Origin of the sequence: Siminovitchia terrae, assembly GCF_003605405.2 — a bacterium.
Classification (GTDB): domain Bacteria; phylum Bacillota; class Bacilli; order Bacillales; family Bacillaceae_C; genus Siminovitchia; species Siminovitchia terrae.
Genome location: NZ_QYTW02000001.1, coordinates 333,772 through 353,902, shown reverse-complemented (window position 1 = coordinate 353,902; position 20,131 = coordinate 333,772). Strand labels below are relative to the sequence as shown.

The window sequence follows — 20,131 nt, the reverse complement described above, 5'->3', positions numbered from 1 at the left end:
CGGGATTTAAAGGGCGCTTTATTGTTGATAAAAATTTATTTCTTATGGTGAACTAGAATAGGTAAATAACATTGCCAGCTTGGAAAACACGAAACCGAACATATTGGCAGCTGTAATCAAGACACTGGTTTGGTGGCATGAATTTATTAATTTAAGTGGGGGTGGGTATGTATGAAGGGAATCAAACGATATTGTATTATTGTTCTCATCATGACCTTTGGGGTTATCTGTAATGGTTTTTCAGCGCAGGCAATAGATAAAGAGTTTGGTAGCATTGCTTTTCAACATTTATCGTATTTATCACAAAATATTGGAGAGAGGGTTGCTGGGACAAAAGGCGAGGAACGGGCACGGGATTATCTATTTCAAGCCTTCGAGGACCTTGGATATGATACCGAAATTCAAGCATTTTCCTATACTAACAGAGGAACTACTGTGGACTCTGCCAATGTCATCGCCATCAAGCGAGGCAGTTTAAAAGAGGAAATTATTATTGGTGCCCACTATGACTCGGTGCGTGGTGTGGAAGGTGTAGAGGATAATGGATCAGGTGTTGGTGTCATGCTGGAGACAGCCGAAAGGATCAAGGATTTGAAAATACCATATACGATTCGTTTTATAGCTTTTGGTGCGGAGGAATCAGGACTCAGAGGTTCGAATGCATATGTGGCTAAGATGAATGCCTCTGATATTGCCAATACGAAAGCCATGATCAATCTGGACAGCTTGATAGTCGGCGACAATATGTATGTTTATGGAGGCTTGGGCAAAAAAGGCTTCGTAAGAGAATTGGCTTTGGATATTGGTAAAGAAATTGGCATCGGTCTTCAAACAAATCCTGGATTGAATCCAGACTATCCCAAAGGGACAACTGGGGACTGGAGTGACCATGCACCATTCCATCAAAAAGGTATTCCATTTGGGTATCTTGAATCTACCAATTGGGAAATTGGAGACATGGATGGATATACACAAACAGAAAAGCACGGCGGGATTTGGCACGATCCTTCCAAAGATAATATGCGATTTATCCTTTCTGAATTTCCGGAGCGTATGGAAAGACTGAACTCTTATTCGCATATTTTAACCAAGCTTGTCCTTCAGTTGGCTGCGGCAGAGCCATCAAGTATAGAGCATATTAATAGGCTCGTTGAGTATGCTCGTGATGAAGGTGGAATTACAAATGACGGGGCTGCTCGAGCCCTATCCACACATTTGACTGCAGTCAAACATTATGAAGATAAAGGTTCAATTGATAAAGCAGCGAAGCATATGAAAGGATTTGTCCAATTGCTCGAACATCAAAAAAACGATGGACAGATTTCGGATAAGGCGTACCATATTCTAAAAGTGGATTCAATGGCTTTGGAGAAGAAGTGGAACAAATGATTGTTTTTCCCTTGCATCATTTCGTGCAAGGGGTTTTTTATGAGAAGTTTGGTTCAATGGAACTGATTCCAGAAGTAGACTAGACATTTTACCTACAGGCACCATTTTTTTTGTGTTTTTTCACCTATCCAGTCAGTTGATTATCATTCTTTTTTCCTTGTGAATAAGTTGGAATTTTCGATAAAAGTGTTTCTTAGGCACTGTTTTTATCGGAATGGATAAAATTTTCTGAATTTAGTGATATAATTTTCTCTAGCTAGACAAATTCTAAGGGGAGGTTTAAATGAGCATAAAAAAGTTCACGTCTCGAATGCTTGCTGTATCCAGTGTTATGGCCTTGACGATGATTTCTTTCGGTGTTCAGCCAATTTCCGCGGTGTCCAAGGAACCCGAAAAGGAAGTCGAGTTTGAACGAGAGATGTCACTCGTCGAAACAATTCTGCCGGATCGGAAAGTCTTGGATGATTTGGTCACGAAAGGGATTGATATTGCAGGATTAAATGACCGGAACGGGGACATCGAAGTGCAGTTAATTGTAAGCGAAGCTGACATTAAAATGTTAACACTGCAAGGGTTGAAAGTGAAAACGATCCAGACTGCACAGGAGGCAAACGAGAAATTAAGAAAACAAGAAAGGAAGATGCAGAGGATTCAGCAGGAAGACAAGCTGAAAGTTTTTCGGGCGGATTATTTTAAAAATCAGTCAGGGACATTTTTATACCTAGAGGTAAAATCAAGTGTCGGCCCAGACGCCACGATGACAGCTGAATGGACAAATGGCAAAGGGGAAAAAGAAACGGGTTCCATGACAAGAAAAGTCGATGCTGGAGAATACCTCTATCATTACATCTTAACGGACATTGATGCTGTTCCGGAAAATGTGACGATCACTACAAAAGAGGGAGGAAAGATCGAAACCAAACTAACTGAATGGATCGGCGATGGTACACCTTCTGGTGATGAATATTTCAGCGATTTTGTTGACCACTACATGAACCCAACGGAGGTCACGGAGCGGGTTGAACAGTTGGCTGAAGAGTTTCCTGAATTGGCGGAAATTGTCTCGTTGCCCCATAAAACAAATGGATACCGCCGACATGCACAGGCAACGATTGGTAATGCAGCAAATGCTGCTTTCGTTCTTACCTCAAAAGCTTGGGGGCATGAGGGAGGAAATGATATAAAGGTTGAGTTGAAATCAGCCAATAAAGCGAATACTGACTTGAAGGTGGAGGTAGATGGTGATCAGATCACAGTAATACTGGGAACGGATGGGGCGGTAAAACCAAATAGTACATCTGCCGAAATAATAGAGGCTATCAATAAGGCAGCAGGTGATTTGGTAAGTGCAGAAAAGTATAGAAATTCGGATGGAAAAGGGATTGTTGAACCTCAATCAGGCATTTCTCTTTCCGATAATCTGAAGGCACCTGAAGAGATTTCCAGGGATCCGTGGACAGTTAAAGCGATTCGGATTGGTAAAGTACGTGACGGCTCTAAACCGGGGGTACTTGGGTATTCGCAGGAGCATGCTCGCGAATGGGTGACCCCTCTTGTTTCAGTAGAAACTGCCGAGCGCTTGCTAAGAAACTATCATACTGATGAAAATACTAAGAAGCTTGTAGATAATCTCGATATATTCATTGTGCCGAGTGTTAACCCGGATGGCGGACATTTCTCTTTCTATGATTATAATATGCAGCGGAAGAACTTAGTCAATCATTGTGGACCAGAAACATCTGATCCCGGATACCGTAATTCGTGGGGAGTTGATTTGAACCGAAACTATAAAATCGGGACTGTGTGGGATGGCTGGATAGGCGGATCAAAGGAATGTCTTTCAGGTACGTACGCTGGTCCAGAGCCCTTCTCAGAGCCAGAAGCACAGAACTTGAATTGGCTGGCTGAAGAGAACCCGAATATTAAATTTGCGATGAATATTCATTCGAACGGCGGTTATTTCATGTGGTCACCTGGAGCTTATGATGCAAATCGTGTGACATTGCCACGTCCGACTGCTGGGGAGGAAGCCTATTATTGGCAGGCATCCGAACATATTTTGAAGAAAATCAAAGAACATCGCGGAACAGTCATTATGCCTGGAAGGACAGGCCCGATTCCTGATGTATTGTATTCTGCAGGAGGCAATTCCGCTGATACGCTTTGGTATGAACATGGAATTTACGCCTGGAACTTTGAAGTTGGGGCGCCTTTGTGGGATGCCGCTACAAAGCGCTGGGTAAGTGTTGGCTTCCAACCTGAATTTGAGGAAGGGCATGCTGAAGCAATGGAATTTGCCAATGGGTTAATCGGAATGTTCGAAGTGGCGCTTAATAATTTCAATGACGACGTGAGCCCTGAATCAAAGCTTAATATTAAGGCAGGCACATACAACGAACCTGTTGAAATCAAATTCGAGACTAGTAAGCCTGCCACCATTTATTACACGCTTGATGGTTCCAGACCGACACTGAAATCCAAAGTAATTGGAGTTGCCGGTACGAGGGATGGTGCCGAAACCATAACGCTTGATGAAACAACAACAATTAAATGGTTCTCGGTGGATGCAGCGGGGAATGTCGAAAACGGCTATGATCCAGACGGGAAAGAAAACAATTACAACGAAGCGAAGTTTGTTATTGATTATTTGCCTGACGGCGTCACTGCCGATGGCATGAAATCACTCGTTGAGCGTTTTGAGAAAGAGGGCGAATTCGCCAGTGAAGTGGCTGCCAGGGCACTGAAAACACACTTGACGGCAGTTGCGTTATACGAGAAGCAAAACGATGCAGAAAAAGTAACGAAGCATATGAAGAGCTTCAACTTACTGATTGAACAGCAGGAGAAGGACAAGCTGGTCAGCGGAAAAGTGGTCCGCATTCTCAAATCCTATTCGAATCAACTGATTGAGAAATGGGATGCACAATTCAGCTCAGAAAAAGCGATGAAACATCTTCAGCATTTGAGTGTGGACATTGGACCAAGAGTCACCGGAACAGATGAGGAAAGACAAGCAGTCCAATATATCCAAAATGAGTTTAAAAAACTGGGATACGACGTTTCCACTCAGGAGTTTAGTATACCTGATCGGTTTGGCGGAGAATTAAAAGTGATTTCCAATAACAATAAAAAGCTGAACATAGCAATCTCAACCGGATCATCCCAAACGGATGAAAAAGGAATTACAGGAGATGTAGTTGATTCTGGGTTGGGTAAACCAGAAGAGCTTTCAGATGTAGAAGGAAAAATTGCGCTTGTTCAAAGAGGGGAACTCTCTTTTTGGGAGAAAGTTGAAAATGCAATGAAAGCGGGAGCGGCAGGTGTCATCATTTATGACAATACGGATAGTGCCTCTCCTATTAATCCAAGCTTGGGTAATAATAAGAGTACTATTCCTGTAGTCGGTATAACTCAAGCGGATGGAAAGGACTTGCTTTCAAAAGCTTCCTCAGGTGAGTTAAAGGTCAATTTAATGGTGCGTACTTTTACTAATCAAAAGTCGCAAAACGTCATAGCAGTAAAGAAACCGAAGGGAATTCCAAACCCTGAAATCGTATATGTTACCTCGCATCATGACAGTGTATCCGGTTCGCCAGGAGCCAACGATAATGGATCGGGAACCACTACCATTCTTGAATTGGCTAACGCAATGAAAAATATACCAAATAATAAAGAAATCAGGTTTGTTACCTTCGGTGCAGAGGAGATCGGATTAGTTGGATCCCGATATTACGTCAGCCAGTTGTCTAAAGATGAAATCTCCAGAAGTATTGCTAATTTCAACTTGGATATGGTTGGAACAAATTATGAGCCTGCTTCCCAATTGTATGTCAACACGGTAGATGGGAAATCCAATACTGTATGGCAATCAGTGAAAGCGGCTTCAGAAAGGTTGAACATAGATGACAATGTTCTGAACTTGTACCAATTCAGTAGGTCAGACCATGTACCTTTCCATGAAGCCGGCATTGATGCAGCGCTATTTATTTGGATGGTACCTGGAACAGCCGGATTGGAGCCTTGGTACCACACGCCGAATGATAAAATTGAAAATGTCAGCCCTGAAAGAATACAAATGGTTGGAAACATCATCCATTCGGCTGTATCAGAGCTTGTTACCCAAAAACAGGGCACACAGTCGAAAAAAGCATCTTAGGATCACAGCATTTTCAAAGAAGTATTGTCAAAATCTTTTGAGACAGTGGAAAGAAGCCGAAATATAATCTTTGAAGGGGTCTGACCCCCACTCCGTTAATGCGTTATCACTTTAATGGGATGGGGGTCAGACCCCCCAAATAGAAAGAAGCCGAAATATAATCTAACAAAACCTAATACAAATCAGGGGACCTGTTCCCCTGATTTTGTATTTAACTTCATTCAGCATTCATCTCCCACTTCTGTAAGTGTGAGATGAATGCCTATTGGTATTCCATTCAGTGGGGTTCAAACCCCGGCTGAATAAAGTCAAAGCCTCCGGCGGATGCCACAGATTTTCAGAGGAAATTTATCGAGCGGAGCTCGATAAAATCTGGGGCAAATACGCCAAGGCGCATTTGATAATGTCTAAAAACTGATTTTACAGGTATTTGGCAGGCGGGAACTACTTTTCTACTAATCATTACGACTTGGATAAAGTAACTTAGTACTAAAAAATAATAATATACCCGTTTCTTTGGAACCGTTTTCATAATTCTTATTCTAATATTTAGATAAATCTGATAAGATTTCGTTAGACAAAGTCTAGCTAATTTGAATCAAAAATGACACGAAAGTCCTTAAATCGGGGGAATAAAGCATGATACATATACATTCGCAAATGATAAATTGCGAATATTTGGAATGAAGAGGTTGTTTTCAATCATTCTATATCATAGATATTCGTCAAAAAATCTGAAAGGATATGATTTTTTTCTGTTCAAACATAACGGATATTTTACGGTTAAATTTTATTGGTTACGAATGATTTAACTGCTATTGATTTTCAGAAGGCATAGGAGTAAGTATTGGTCTTGTTTGATGCTAAAGGGGGTGATGTGCGTAGTAATTAAAAGAAGCTATTGGTTCCTGCAACTGACACTGGCCATATGAACCTCTTACATAACTGTGCTATTCAACCAAGTGGCAAAGAGGGAAAATTTGAAAGGAGTGAGGAAAATGTTGAAGAGGCGTGTATTTTTAGTAGTCGCAGCCTTATTTCTTGTTTTTACCTCCAGCGGAATGGCTGGGGCGGAGTCGGAAAGCATCGTCGGCTCCAATGTCATTCTCTATGATGAAATGGTTGATATTCTTGGACAGTTGGAAGAACAAAGTAACGGAAAACTGGATGTATTCACATTGAAGGAGATAGGGATCGAGGAAGGAAGAAGTGAAACCGGGAAAGATCTTTACGTTGCAAAAATAGGTAATGGGGACAGAAACGTCTGGGTTCAAGGACGCATCCATGGAAACGAGCCTTATGGTACAAATGCCACACTGCGCCTGATAGAAAACCTGATAAACGAAAAGGACGCTTCATACAAAGAAATTTTAAATGAATTAACGATCTATTTTATTCCAATGTATAATGTCGATGGCGCTAATAGAGACCAGCGTGGAACGATCTTGTATGACCATGAGACTGGGGAACCCAAACTGAATGACAGGGGACAAACCATCTCTGTTGATTTGAACAGGGACTGGGTTGATGGGGGCTTTGCTGCGATCGAGTCAGTCGGATATTACAAGCTTTGGACGCAGATCAAGCCTGAGTTTATGATGGATATCCATCATCAAGGCAATAAAAATTTCTATGGAACCAACATTCCTGTGACACTGTCGCTTGGTATCTCATTAAACCCTGGTGGCCCTACTATACCTAATATCAAGGGCGGAGAGTATGAAGATTCGACTCGTCAGGCAATGGTCACTGTATTTGATGCGTTAAAGCCGTATAAAGAATTTACTGTCGACCAATATATCACTGGCAGCAATGTTATTGACATTCGTGGCGGAGTTTCATCTGGAATGATGCTGGCTATCAATTATGAAGGCCTTAACAATGAGGGGCATAGCAACCCAGCTGTTTTCCTGGAAACATCAGGCCAATTCCTTGATGGAGAGCGGGAACCATTGATCCAGCAGAATATAATCGCTACTCACGCGTTTTTATCTGGACTTGCGTCAGGAGACCTGTATAAAGCTGATCCTAAACGTTGGAACGAAGTGCCGATCCGTCCTATTAGCGGCTTTAATACTGATTATCAAGGGGTTATTCCTATCAATCCTCCACGCCCGGAAATTCCAGTGAAAGTGTCTGCTGATCACATGAAAGCACTTGTTGAACGTTATGAGGAAATCGGTAAGTTCTCAAACAAAGACGCTGCCCAAACTCTGAAGACACATGCAACAGCCTTGAAGCATTATGAAGAGACGGGACAATATGATAAGGTCATTAAACATTTAGACGGATTTAATAAGTTAATAGACCAGCAGAAAAAGAATAATTTAATAACTCAAGGCACACATCAAATGCTGAAAAGCAATAGTGATTATTTGAAAGTACTGATGGAAAAACAAAAAAATCAATCGCTTGGTGACAACGCTAGCTAATGAGTATTAACACCCCTGGACTGTTACTTCAGTGCAGGGGTCTTTTGAACGATTTTTGTATTAAAAACTCAATGACAGGAATAAAGAACTACTTATTGGTAAATAAGCCTATTTAACGATGTTACTAATATACCATCCACCGTTGTAAAAAATGTTATCTTTATAATGCTATATAATCATTTTATTCCAAACTATAACAATCTTCTAAAAATACTGATATAATCGACGAAGGAATTCTAAAAATTTTAAGTAGGGGGGAATTAAGTGCTTTACAGACGATTTGTGTCACATTTCATAGCAGGGACAAGCATCGTTGCTTTAACGCTTTCCTCTTTTTTTGTAAATCCCACTGCAGCGGCCCCTAAAGAGGAAACGACAAAGGTTGAGTTTGAACGGGAAACGGCGCTTGTGGAAATTGTTGTACCAGATCGGAAGGCAGTGGAGGACTTGGTAATAAAAGGTTTTGACCTGACAGGATATGTCAGTGATCGAAACGGGCAGCTCGAGGTGCAGGCGGTAGTGACAGAGGCTGACATTGAGATGTTAAAGCTGAAAGGATACAAAGTGACAGTTATCCAAACTGCTGAAGAAGGCAAAAAGCTGTTGCGGCAGCAGGAGCAGACAGAAAAGAAGAAACGGCAACTTGTACAGCAGGCCGACAATGTAAAGGTATTTCGAGCGGATTATTTCAAAAATCATTCAGGATTGTTTTTGTATCTTGAAGTGAAGTCAAGTGCTGGTCCCAATACCGTAATGACAGCAGAATGGATAGATGGCAAGGGAAATAAACAGACCGCTGCCATGACCCGGAAGATTGATGCGGGAGAATATTTATATCACTATGTACTAATGGATATCGATTCTGTTCCGGAAAATGTCGTTATTACTACTAACCAGGGCGGGAAGGTCGAGACGGGGTTGAAAGAATGGATCGGCGACGGAACCCCTGGAGATGATGATTATTTTAGTGACTTTGTTGACAAATATATGACACCGACCGAAGTGACGGAAAGGATTGAACAGCTTGCCAAGGATTTCCCTGAGTTGGCTGAAATTGTGGCTCTCCCTGAAAAAACAAACGGTTATAGACGGAAAGCCCAAGTTACGATTGGAAGTGTTGTGAACTCGGCAATAGTGCTTACCTCAAAAGCATGGGGACACGAAGGTGGTAACGATATTACGGTTGATATTAAAGCGCCCAAAAATGGGGATTCCGCTTTGGGAGTTGAACTCGATGGCAGCCATTTGACGGTTAATCTCGGAAATAACAGTACATCCGATGCAGTGATCAAAGCTATCAACGAGAAAGCTGGCGATTTGGTAACTGCCGCAAGATATAGAAACTCCAACGGGACTGGCATTGTGCAACCGCAAAGTGATATTAAATTGACCGATAATTTAAAGGCTCCAAAAGAAGTTTCCAGGGATCCATTCGAAGTGAAAGCCATTCGTATCGGTAAGGTACGTGACGGTTCCAAACCAGGAGTTTTAGGCTACTCTCAGGAACACGCGCGTGAATGGGTAACGCCGCTCGTCTCTGTTGAAACCGCAGAGAGACTACTGCGAAATTACCATACAGATAAGAATACGAAGAAGCTAGTAGATAACTTGGACATATTTATCGTTCCAAGCGTTAATCCAGACGGTGGACACTATTCATTTTATGATTACAATTCTCAACGGAGAAATTTGACGAACCACTGCGGACCTGAAGCATCTGATCCGGCTTACCGCAATTCATGGGGAGTCGACTTAAACCGAAATTATAAAATTGGAACGGTATGGGACGGCTGGATTGGTGGATCGAAGAGTTGTACCTCCGATACCTTTGCTGGACCGGAACCATTCTCAGAACCTGAGGCACAGAACTTGAATTGGCTGGCAGAAGAAAATCCGAACATTAAATTTGCGATGAATATCCATGCTTATGGCGGTTATTTCATGTGGTCACCTGGAGCATATGATGCAAACCGGGTAACGCTTCCCCGACCTACAGCTGGAGAGGAAGCCTATTATTGGCAAGCGTCCGAGCATATTTTAAAAAGGATCAAAGAGCATCGTGGAACTGTCATTTTGCCAAGCCGAACCGGGCCGATTCCGGATGTATTGTATTCGGCAGGAGGCAACTCCGCGGATACGCTTTGGTACGAACACGGTATCTATGCATGGAACTTTGAAGTTGGAGCAGATCTGTGGAATGCCGAAACCAAACGGTGGACAGCCGCTGGTTTCCAGCCAGCATTTAGCGAAGGACATGCTGAGGCAATGGAATTTGCTAACGGGCTTATCGGGATGTTTGAAGTGGCTTATGAAAATGCGAACGATGATGTTAGGCCTGAATCTAAAATAACTCCAGGAGCTGGAACCTATAACAATCCTGTGGAAATCAAGTTTGAAACGAGTGAACCGGCAACTGTCTATTATACGCTTGACGGATCAAGGCCGACATTCAAATCGAAAGCGATTCAAGTGGCTGGAACAAGAGAGGCGGCGGAATCCTTAAAAATCGATGAAACCACCACGATCAATTGGTTCTCCATAGATGCAGCAGGAAATATTGAAAACGGATACAATCCTGATGGAGATAAAAACGACTACAATCAAGCGAAAATTGTCATCGACTACTTGGCTGAGGGAGTAAGCGCCAAGGCAATGAAAGAACTTGTTGAGCGTTTTGAGTCTGAAGATGAGTTTGCGAGCTCTGTTGCGGCACGCGCACTAAAAACCCACTTGACTGCAGTAGAGGTTTACGAACAGAAAAGAGAAGCAGATAAAGTCATTAAACATATGAACAGCTTCAAGACACTGCTCGATCAGCAGGTGAAGAATAAGCTCATTTCAGAAAAAGCTGCGCGTATTCTAAAGGGATATGCAGATGATTTGATAGAAAAATGGGATAAACGCTTTGATCCTGAAAAGGCAATGCAGCATCTGCAGAAATTGAGTGTGGGTATTGGGCCAAGGGTAACAGGCACGGATGAAGAAAAACAGGCTGCCCAATACATTCAAAATGAATTCGAGAAGCTTGGATATGCCGTTTCTACTCAGGAATTTAGTATCCGGGATAGGGTCAGTGGTGAATTGAAGATAGTATCTGATAACAATAAGAAATTGCATTCCGCTGTATCAGCCGGATCGGGGCAAACAGATGAAAAAGGAATTACTGGAGATATTTTTCATGCAGGATTAGGAAAGCCAGAGAATTTTACTGAAGAAGCTGAAGGAAAAATCGCTCTGATTGAAAGAGGCGATAACAGCTTTTGGGAAAAAGTTGATAACGCAACGAAAGCGGGAGCAACAGGTGTCATCATTTATGACAATACGGAAAGTCTTGCTCCTGTTAACCCAAGCCTAGGGAATAATCAAAGCACCATCCCAGTAGTCGGGATTACACAGGCGGATGGAAAAGGGCTGCTATCGAAGCTTTCTTCTGGAGAAGTGAAAGTCAATCTCACCGTGCGGACACTGACGAATCAAACATCACAGAATGTCATTGCGGTGAAAAAGCCTAAAGGGGTTGCAAATCCGGAAATCGTCTACATTACCGCCCATTATGACAGTGTCCCTGGTTCGCCGGGTGCCAATGATAATGGAACGGGGACCTCCTCCATACTGGAGTTAGCTAGGAATTTCAAGGACATCCCAACTAATAAAGAAATCAGATTCGTTGCCTTTGGTGCTGAAGAGATTGGATTGGTTGGTTCCAGATATTATGTTGGTCAGTTGTCAAAAGAGGAAGTAAGCAGAAGTTTGGTCAACTTTAACCTGGATATGGTTGGAACAAATTGGGACAAGGCTACTCAATTGTCTGTGAATACAGGTGATGGCAAGTCCAACCTGGCATGGGAGTCAGGAAAAGCAGCAGCTGCCAAGCTGGGAATAGATGAAAAGATTTTGCACATGTACCGCTCTGGCGGATCGGATCACATCCCGTTCTATGAAGCCGGAATCGATGCAGCACTTTTCATCTGGGAAGAGCCTGTCGTTCATCGCTTGGAACCATGGTACCACACTCCTGGTGATGTAATTGAAAATGTCAGTCCGGATAGAATGCAGATCATCGGCAGTATCATTTATTCTGCAGTATCAGACCTCATAGCACAGGAGCAAGGGGACGGAAAGAAAAAAGCATCTTAATTGAAAGGAGCAAATTGGATGAAAGGCTTTCAAATAGCAAAAAAAGTGGCAGTTTCCTTAAAGAAACATCTAATCATCAAGCGGTTTGTTATTTTATATTTGTTAATTGTCATCGCCTTTCATCTGACTGCTCCGACAACTGCACATTACACTTATGAGGAAAAAATAACGGGTGAGATGTTTGTCAGTGATCAGTTAGAGGAAACAGATGAGTCTGACGATGCTCAGACATCCGACCAAGAGGAAGAAGCGGAAATAGACACAGAAAGTGATTTGGATCATAACCAGGCGAAGTCGAACGAAAGTGAAAACGAAAAGGATGACATGGATGACACAGGAAAGTCAGATGAGGTCGATCATGGTGCTGCCACCCAAAGTGAAAAAGCAGAGTCCGAAGAAGCCGAACCTGTGGATCAACAAACGAATGATTTAGATGATGCCGATCTTAGCGGCAAAGAAGAAGAGGAAGCACTAGTTCAGTAAGGGCTATTTATAACCCAAAACAGGTCGGGGTGATGTTTTACTATGAAGTGGCAGAAGTGGCAAAAAACGAAGAAAGCAATCGGAAATATTGGATCGACACTATCGTTGATCGTCCTGGCTGTCATCTTGTTCAATGTGGTTACATCCAAGATGTCTGGTGAAAATCCCAGCATTTTTGGCTATCAAATGAAGGCTGTCCTTTCCGGTTCGATGGAGCCTGATATCAAAACTGGCTCCATCATTTTTATCAAAGTTGCGTCAGATAGGGATCAATTTGAAAAAGGTGATGTCATCACTTTTATCACAGAAGAAAATATCCTCGTGACGCATAGGATTGCAAAAGTGAAAGACGGAGGGAGCCATTTTATTACAAAAGGCGATCATAACAATGGTCCAGATTTGGAACCTGTCCATATTAAAAATATCGTTGGTCGATACACGGGGATTACGATTCCGTATGTGGGCTATGCATTTAAAATCACAGAATCGCGGCTGGGGGCAGCGCTGTTATTGTTTTTACCTGGAATATTGCTGATAGGACATGGTCTTATCACGCTCTGGCGGACAATGCGAATTTCAGAAAACTATAGGGATTCAGAAGCGCAAACGCCAAATGAATAGCATCCATCTTATTTTTGAAAGTGGGTAGTGCCTATCTCTTTGAGATAGAAAAAATAAATTATTGGGGGAATGAAGTATGGGTATGAAAAAGCGTTTTGGTAAGGGCATGATGACTGTGGCTTTGGGGGCAGCGTTGATTGGCGGAGGGACTTATGCTTATTTCAGCGATACGGAAACGACAAATAATACTTTTGCAGCGGGTACTCTTGATTTGACACTATCCCCGACAGAAATTATCAATGTCGACAATATTGCTCCTGGCGATTCATTTATCCGTGACTTTGAACTAGGAAATGGAGGATCGCTGGACATCGATAAGGTATTGCTGGAAACAGATTATATTGTCAATGATGCTAAAGGGGACAATACAGAAGACATGGCAGAACATATTCAGGTGGAATTTCTATATAACGTGAGTAATCTGGATGAAGTTATTTTTGAAACAACTTTAGCAGACCTGAAAGATATGACGCCAGAAGCTGTGAATCAACATATTTTTTATCCCGAGATTGGTGATAAAGGACTTCCGGTTGGAGAAACGCATGACCTCATCGTTAAATTTAATTTCCTTGATAACGGAGAAGATCAAAACCAGTTCCAGGGAGATTCACTGAAATTAACATGGACATTTAATGCGACACAAAAGCCCGGTGAACAAAGATAAAGGACAAAATCGGAGCAGGTGATATCCTGCTCCAATTTAACGGAAAATATTTACAAAACTAAATAAAGGAGGCTTTCTATATGAAAATACGTCGCTTTGGCGCCTTTTTATCAGCAGTATTAATCGGTTCTACGCTGGTCGGATTTTCTCCGAAGAGCATAGAGTACAATCATACAAGCAGCCCGGCAATTACCCAAGAGGAAACAGAAACTAGCATAGTTAACATGCAGGCGCTTCTTGACCGTCTGGAAAAAGATGGGGAGTTTTCAAGTGCTGCTGTTTCTCGGGCTTTAAAGACCCATATCACTGCGGTGGGACATTACGAAAGCAGCAAATCATACAAAAAAGCGATCAAACACATGGAAAGCTTCTATGTTTTACTCAACAGCTATGGAAATAAAGGAATGATTTCCGAGAATGCGGACAATCTCTTAAGAGACTATGCCGATGCGTTGATCAGTAAGTGGGATACTGTATTTGATTCTGATAGAGTGATGGATTACTTGCATCAATTAAGTGTAGAGATCGGACCGAGAGTTGCCGGTACGAAAGGTGAAAAGAAAGCCGCGGAATACTTGAAAAATCAGTTTCAGAGCTTCGGATATGAAACCTCCATTCAAGAGTTTTCGATCAGTAACCGGACAGAAAGAACATTGAAAATCCTAAACAATAATAAGGAACTTGCTTTGGGTGCCGCTACAGGATCATCTGTAACCGACGCAAAAGGGGTTACGGGTTCCATTTATCATGCAGGCCTTGGCCAGCCGGGCGATTTTACGGATGATGCAAAAGGTAAAATCGCATTAGTTCAAAGAGGAGAGAATTCCTACTGGGAAAAAGTGCAGAATGCAACCAATGCCGGAGCGATTGGCGTTGTCATTTATGATAACGTGGACAGCCTTACCCCGCTTCGTCCTGCGTTGAATAACAATAGCACGATTCCAGTAGTCGGCACTTCGAAAGAGTTGGGCGAATCTATACTCGCACAGCTTTCAAAAGGTGATGTGAAAGCCAATTTGATTATTCATACACATGCAAATCAAACATCTCAGAATGTAATTGCAGTGAAGAAGCCAGCAAACGTTGTCAATCCTGAAATTGTGTACGTCACGTCTCATTATGATAGTGTCCCCTATTCTCCGGGAGCAAATGATGACGGATCAGGGACCAGTACAATTGTTGAATTGGCAAGAATTCTAAAGAACTTCCCGACTGATAAAGAACTGAGATTCGTTGCCTTTGGTGCAGAAGAGATTGGTTTAGTCGGTTCAAATTACTATGTGCGCAATCTTCCAAAGGAGGATCTAGACAGGAGTTTGATTAACTTCCAGATGGAAATGCTGGGAGCGAAATATGAGCCTGCTTCATATCTTGCGGTCAATACGGTTGATGGAAAAGCAAACACAGCCTGGGATTACACAAATAATGCCTTTGATAAATTAGGCAAGGACAAAGAAAAACTGATTCTTTTCAAAAGGGGATCATCTGACCACGTTCCATTCCATAATGCGGGCATTACCGCAGCTTGCTTTAATATGGGGACTGCAAACGGCGGATTGGAACCGGAATATCACACATATCACGATACAATCGAAAATATTAGTCCTGAAAGACTTCAATTTGCAGGAGACATCGTCAGCAAAGCCATATTTGACTTCCTGATTGATCATAATAATCAGGAAAAAGATTTAAAAGAAGCTTCTTAAGTATTTAGACTTCGTTTGTAGGGAAGGGGGAGTGAATGGTGCATATGATGAAAGGCTTCAGGGTCGGTTTGATGTCCATCCTGCTTGGGATCGCTCTATTAAGTGGCGGAACCTATGCCTATTTCAGCGATAATAAGGTGTCGGATAATACATTTGCATCGGGAACACTGGATTTGTCCGTGAATCCAAATACACTGATCAATGTAAAAAATATGAAGCCTGGGGACTCCTTTCTTCGGAGTTTCACACTTAAAAACAACGGCTCACTAGACATCAGCAAAGTGATGATAGAAACAAACTATACTGTTGTTGATGCAAAGGGAGACAATACGGAAGATTTCGGGGAGCATATTTCAGTGGAATTTTTGCTGAACATGGACAAACAAAATCAACCGATCTATAAAACTACTCTGGCAAGCTTAAAAAATATGTCACCGGATGCTGTAGCAAAAAATATCACCATTCCGGCAATCGGCAAAGGGGGACTTCCGAGCGGAGCCAGTGACCGTCTTGTTGTAAAATTCTCCTTCATTGATAATGGAGAAGACCAAAACCAATTCCAGGGAGATGCACTCAATCTGGAGTGGAAGTTTGTTGCCATACAGGCTTTTGATGAGTAAGCGATTAATGACTAAGGCTGGATAAAAGTTTTAAAAAGAAAGCAGGTGGAGAAAACAAGTTTTTTCACCTGCTTTATGTCCTTGATATGATGTCGGCTTAGATTGTCCCTATTAGAGGATGTTCAAAAAGTCACCAAATGATAAGCTACGAATCTCTTCGTTGGCTTGTTTCTGTGCTGCTCATGTATTTAAAAGCATACATTCCGCTGCTCAAAACTGCGCCGCCTCGACCTTCTTGCTTCTAATTCGGCAACTTTTTGAACACGCACTATTATCAAATTTCTTAGACTATATTTTTAGAGTTATTCACATCAAATGCTGCCCAAAGACTTTTCATTTTATTTCTTCCGCTGTTAATGTCAAGATTGAATTGTATTGAAGATGCTTGTCTGACAGTTTGTACCTGTTGTAGCGCCTGGCTTAGTTTTTTAGTGATTGTTTTACTTTCTTTTTCTACTTTATTGGCAATAGAAAGGCCAGCAACTGTCCCCTGCGCCATGGCGATTTTCCCGCTCTCAATCCCAGTGATATTTCCAGCGACAAACAGTCCTTGAAGCGGCGTTTCCATTGCTTCTGAATGAATGGGGACATGTCCGCCGAGCGCAGGTATGTATTCAAAAGGACACCCCGCTACAGCTGCCAACTCCGCTAGAGGGTATAAACCGCCAGCGATACAAACAAAGTCGGCATCGTACTCAATTTCCGAGTCAGAGATTTTGTTACCTTGAGCGTCAATATCTACTACACGAACACCTTCCACTTGTTCTTTGCCCACGATTTCAACTGCCGCTTTACGCAATTGCAGCGATGTTCCATTGACGTTTACCCCACTTTTTGGAAAAAGGCGCAGTCCTATTTTTCTTATCCCTACATTTTTCATCATGCGGCTTCCAGCTCTTAGAAAAGGGGAAGGGGCAAGGTGTGCGACGTTTAACAGGGATTTCATCACTTCTTCTGGTACGGCTGCGTCTTTGCTCAGCGGACTCTTTTCCGGGAGGACGATCCTGTCCACATGGATTCCCGCAAGCTGTAGCTCATTTAAAATGGCAAAGGACAAAATATTAGCTCCGATGATGATTCCTCTTTTTCCAACTTGAACCCTATGGACATTGGTCATTACCTGGGCAGCACCAATGGACATGACGCCAGGCAAAGTCCAGCCCGGGATGGGAATCGGATATTCGGCTGCTCCGGTTGCAAGCAAAATAAACGGAGCTTGAAATGTACTCGCATCTGTATAAACATTCCAAAGGGAGTCTTCTTGACAAATGTTGAAAACGGATACATTGGAACGGATATCGATGCCTAAGTTTATTGCTTCTTCATGTAGCCGCTTTGATTCCTCTATCCCATTCCACCATTCGCCGGATGGTTCTTGATGCAGTTGTCCAAGCAGCCGTCCACCGGGCTTGATGAACTCATCGAGTACCATAACGCTTAGCCCATTCTTATTCGCAGCGATAGCTCCAGCTAAACCCGCGGGGCCAGCTCCGATCACAATGACATCTATCACTGCTCTTCCACCATCCTTTTCACAAAGTTGGGAAGCTGTCTTCCACTCTCTATTCTCATATTTTTCTCAACAAGAGTTAAGCAGGCCCTCACATTGGATTGTCCATTCACTGTAACCCGACATTCCATACAGTGGCCAATATTGCAATAAAAGCCTCTTGGTTTTCCGCTTTCTTCATGGTTCCGCAGCCGACGGACACCGTTTGCCAGCAAGGCAGCAGCTACCGTTTCCCCTTCGTGAGAATAGTAGGTCTTTCCATCAAACTGGAAAGGAATAGTGTTTTGATTATCTATGGACCCTAGAATAGGATGGTCTATGATTCTATTCATGATTATCACCTACTGATCTGAAAGTGACCGGGCGGATGGGAGGTTGATATTTTAAAGGAATATCTGACAAGGAAACTTCCTTTACAATACTTGCAATCATATTGTCTACGGAAACCCGGCATGTCCTTCCTCCACAAAAGCCCATTCCCGCCCGTGTTCTTAATTTTAATTCTCTTGCTGTGCATTGATGTTTTTCGGCTGTTTCCTGAAGAAGTCCAAAGGTCACTTCCTCGCACCGACAAACAACCATTTCTTTCAGCCTGTTCACTTGATCCCCTCCTTCAATTCCTTGCAAAAATATAATGCAAGAAATATACCAGATTAACTTAATCCGAGGCGTTTCATTCGATTGTATAGGGTGGCTCTAGTGATGCCGAGCTGTTTCGCGCAATGGGCTTTATTTCCCTCAGCGATTCTTAATGCCCGCTCCAATACTCCCTTTTCATGTAAATCCATCTCTTCCTGGAGAGGGAGAATTTCTTCCTGTTCACTCGTTCGCCCGTCATTTATTTGAGCCTGATTAATCACTCGTCCATTTGAATTAAAAGGCAAGTATTCTGTTTTTATCAGCCCATCGACTGCAAAAACAACTAGGCGCTCAATGACATTCCGGAGCTCTCGAATATTCCCCGGCCAGTCGTATTGGAGTAGAGCATGCATGATATCTGATGGGAATCGGTGAATCGGCCGTTTATATCGAATGGACAATTCTTTAAAAAAATGGCTTGTCAGTTCAATGATATCTTCTTTTCTTTCCCTTAACGGTGGAATTTGTATGCTGACCACATTCAATCGATAAAATAAATCTTCGCGGAATTTCCCGTCTTCGACAAGCTCTGCCAAATCGCGGTTCGTAGCAGCAATAATACGAAAATCGATATCTATTTCTTGTTCTCCTCCGATTCGGTAAAACTTACGCTCTTGTAAAACCCGTAACAGCTTTACTTGCATATCCAGCGGCATTTCACCGATTTCATCTAAAAAAAGCGTTCCTCCTTTCGCTAGTTCCACTTTTCCTTTTTTCCCTTTTTGGTTGGCACCAGAAAAAGCTCCTTTTTCATAGCCGAACATTTCGCTTTCAAATAATGATTCCGGAATCGCACCGCAGTTGACGGGGATGAATGGGGCCTTTTTCAGTTCACTTGCCTCATGAATCGCCTTGGCAAACACTTCTTTGCCTACACCGCTTTCACCCATAATCAGGACAGTGGACTTCACTCCGCAAACTTTTCTGGCTAATTCCACCGTTTGTTGAAGGGCAATGCTTTTTCCTTTGATGGTACTGAAGGGGTCTTGAGTTTTTCTATACTTGGCGACCTCCTGCTCGAGACGATGGACTTCCGTTGACATGTTGAATAACTTTTCATTAAGAAGCACATGGCTTGTAACATCTGTTTCGGAGACCACAGCCCCGATGATTTCCCCGTCGCAGAGAACGGGATTGGAGTTGATCAGCACAAACAAGTCGGATCTGGGCTGGTGCTGATGATGGGCAATGCTTTTCCCCTTATGGAGGGATTCTAGTATTTCAAGCTTTTCCGGTTCAAAAAAATCGGTTATTTTTCTCCTCAAAATTTCTTTTTGTTTGATGGAAAAAATCTTTTCTGCGCCTTCGGTCCATGTTTTTACCCGTTCCTCCTTATCAATGACAGTGACGGAGGAGTCGGTTGTTTGAATGACAGTCGTATAAAAAGCCTTCAATTGCCTGTATAAGATGTAAAGAATTTGGATGACTTCAGAGGCTGATACAGATCCAGCCGGCTGATCTTGCTTATCCAGGATGACAATTGAGGAAGCCTCCTGAAGCGCTTGAATCAAGTTTTCCACCGAGTCGTTCATGTGGACTGTTTTGTATGGTTGTTCCTTTTCCATATAAAAAAACTGATTCTTGTTTGATTTTATTTTCAATGCTTCTTCTAGAACATCTTCAATGGATGGAAGTGAAAAAGCCATTTAACTGCCTCCCGTGAGTAAAATTTTTTATACAGTGTCTATTTAATTATACATCCACTGTTTAATTTTTTTAAATGTTCTATAAAATAAAGCCGTTTAACGAACATACGCAATGGCACAATCCTTGC

The 20,131-nt window shown here is 42.4% G+C and carries 14 protein-coding genes; 10 read left to right on the top strand and 4 right to left on the bottom strand.

The window, feature by feature from the left end; all coding sequences use genetic code 11:
- The first annotated feature begins 171 nt into the window (after nucleotides 1–171).
- The 10 genes from D5F11_RS01670 to D5F11_RS01630 all read left to right on the top strand — a co-directional run bounded on the left by D5F11_RS01670 (nucleotide 172) and on the right by D5F11_RS01630 (nucleotide 16,208).
- Nucleotides 172–1,389, top strand: coding sequence for a M28 family peptidase (locus tag D5F11_RS01670; RefSeq protein WP_120115795.1), 1,218 nt, complete (start codon nucleotides 172–174; stop codon nucleotides 1,387–1,389).
- Between the two features lie 283 nt (nucleotides 1,390–1,672).
- The gene (locus D5F11_RS01665) at nucleotides 1,673–5,545 is read left to right on the top strand and encodes a M28 family peptidase (protein WP_120115796.1); all 3,873 of its coding nucleotides are present in this window, start codon (nucleotides 1,673–1,675) and stop codon (nucleotides 5,543–5,545) included.
- 265 nt (nucleotides 5,546–5,810) lie between these two features.
- Nucleotides 5,811–5,963 (top strand): hypothetical protein, encoded by a 153-nt coding sequence (locus D5F11_RS25800; protein WP_185830440.1) that lies wholly within the window; start codon nucleotides 5,811–5,813, stop codon nucleotides 5,961–5,963.
- Between the two features lie 580 nt (nucleotides 5,964–6,543).
- A complete protein-coding gene (locus tag D5F11_RS01660; protein WP_120115797.1) occupies nucleotides 6,544–7,977 on the top strand; it encodes a M14 family zinc carboxypeptidase in 1,434 nt (477 codons plus the stop codon).
- 264 nt (nucleotides 7,978–8,241) lie between these two features.
- Nucleotides 8,242–12,114, top strand: a complete 3,873-nt coding sequence (locus D5F11_RS01655; protein ID WP_120115798.1) for a M28 family peptidase — start codon at nucleotides 8,242–8,244, stop codon at nucleotides 12,112–12,114.
- Nucleotides 12,115–12,132: 18 nt separating this feature from the next.
- Nucleotides 12,133–12,597, top strand: coding sequence for a hypothetical protein (locus D5F11_RS01650; protein ID WP_120115799.1), 465 nt, complete (start codon nucleotides 12,133–12,135; stop codon nucleotides 12,595–12,597).
- A gap of 42 nt (nucleotides 12,598–12,639) precedes the next feature.
- A complete protein-coding gene (sipW, locus tag D5F11_RS01645) occupies nucleotides 12,640–13,218 on the top strand; it encodes a signal peptidase I SipW (RefSeq protein ID WP_120115800.1) in 579 nt (192 codons plus the stop codon).
- Between the two features lie 76 nt (nucleotides 13,219–13,294).
- Nucleotides 13,295–13,882 (top strand): CalY family protein, encoded by a 588-nt coding sequence (locus D5F11_RS01640; protein ID WP_120115801.1) that lies wholly within the window; start codon nucleotides 13,295–13,297, stop codon nucleotides 13,880–13,882.
- 80 nt (nucleotides 13,883–13,962) lie between these two features.
- Nucleotides 13,963–15,588 carry a M28 family peptidase gene (locus D5F11_RS01635; protein WP_120115802.1) on the top strand — a complete coding sequence of 542 codons (1,626 nt, stop codon included), beginning with the start codon at nucleotides 13,963–13,965 and terminating at the stop codon, nucleotides 15,586–15,588.
- A gap of 35 nt (nucleotides 15,589–15,623) precedes the next feature.
- Entirely contained in the window at nucleotides 15,624–16,208 is a 585-nt protein-coding gene (locus tag D5F11_RS01630) for a TasA family protein (RefSeq protein WP_120115803.1), read from the top strand.
- Between the two features lie 283 nt (nucleotides 16,209–16,491).
- On the opposite strand, the gene D5F11_RS01625 is transcribed toward D5F11_RS01630, so the two are convergent.
- From D5F11_RS01625 to D5F11_RS01610, 4 genes are read right to left on the bottom strand one after another with little or no spacing between them, the layout of a single operon-like run.
- Nucleotides 16,492–17,721, bottom strand: coding sequence for an NAD(P)/FAD-dependent oxidoreductase (locus D5F11_RS01625; protein WP_120119567.1), 1,230 nt, complete (start codon nucleotides 17,719–17,721; stop codon nucleotides 16,492–16,494).
- Nucleotides 17,718–18,050 carry a (2Fe-2S)-binding protein gene (locus D5F11_RS01620; RefSeq protein ID WP_120119566.1) on the bottom strand — a complete coding sequence of 111 codons (333 nt, stop codon included), beginning with the start codon at nucleotides 18,048–18,050 and terminating at the stop codon, nucleotides 17,718–17,720. Before D5F11_RS01620 ends, D5F11_RS01625 begins: the two co-directional genes overlap by 4 nt.
- Complete coding sequence (locus tag D5F11_RS01615; RefSeq protein ID WP_373316039.1) at nucleotides 18,043–18,318, bottom strand: (2Fe-2S)-binding protein; 276 nt, start codon at nucleotides 18,316–18,318, stop codon at nucleotides 18,043–18,045. Before D5F11_RS01615 ends, D5F11_RS01620 begins: the two co-directional genes overlap by 8 nt.
- A 53-nt stretch (nucleotides 18,319–18,371) precedes the next feature.
- Complete coding sequence (locus tag D5F11_RS01610) at nucleotides 18,372–20,003, bottom strand: sigma-54 interaction domain-containing protein (RefSeq protein ID WP_120119565.1); 1,632 nt, start codon at nucleotides 20,001–20,003, stop codon at nucleotides 18,372–18,374.
- Between the last annotated feature and the right edge of the window lie 128 nt (nucleotides 20,004–20,131).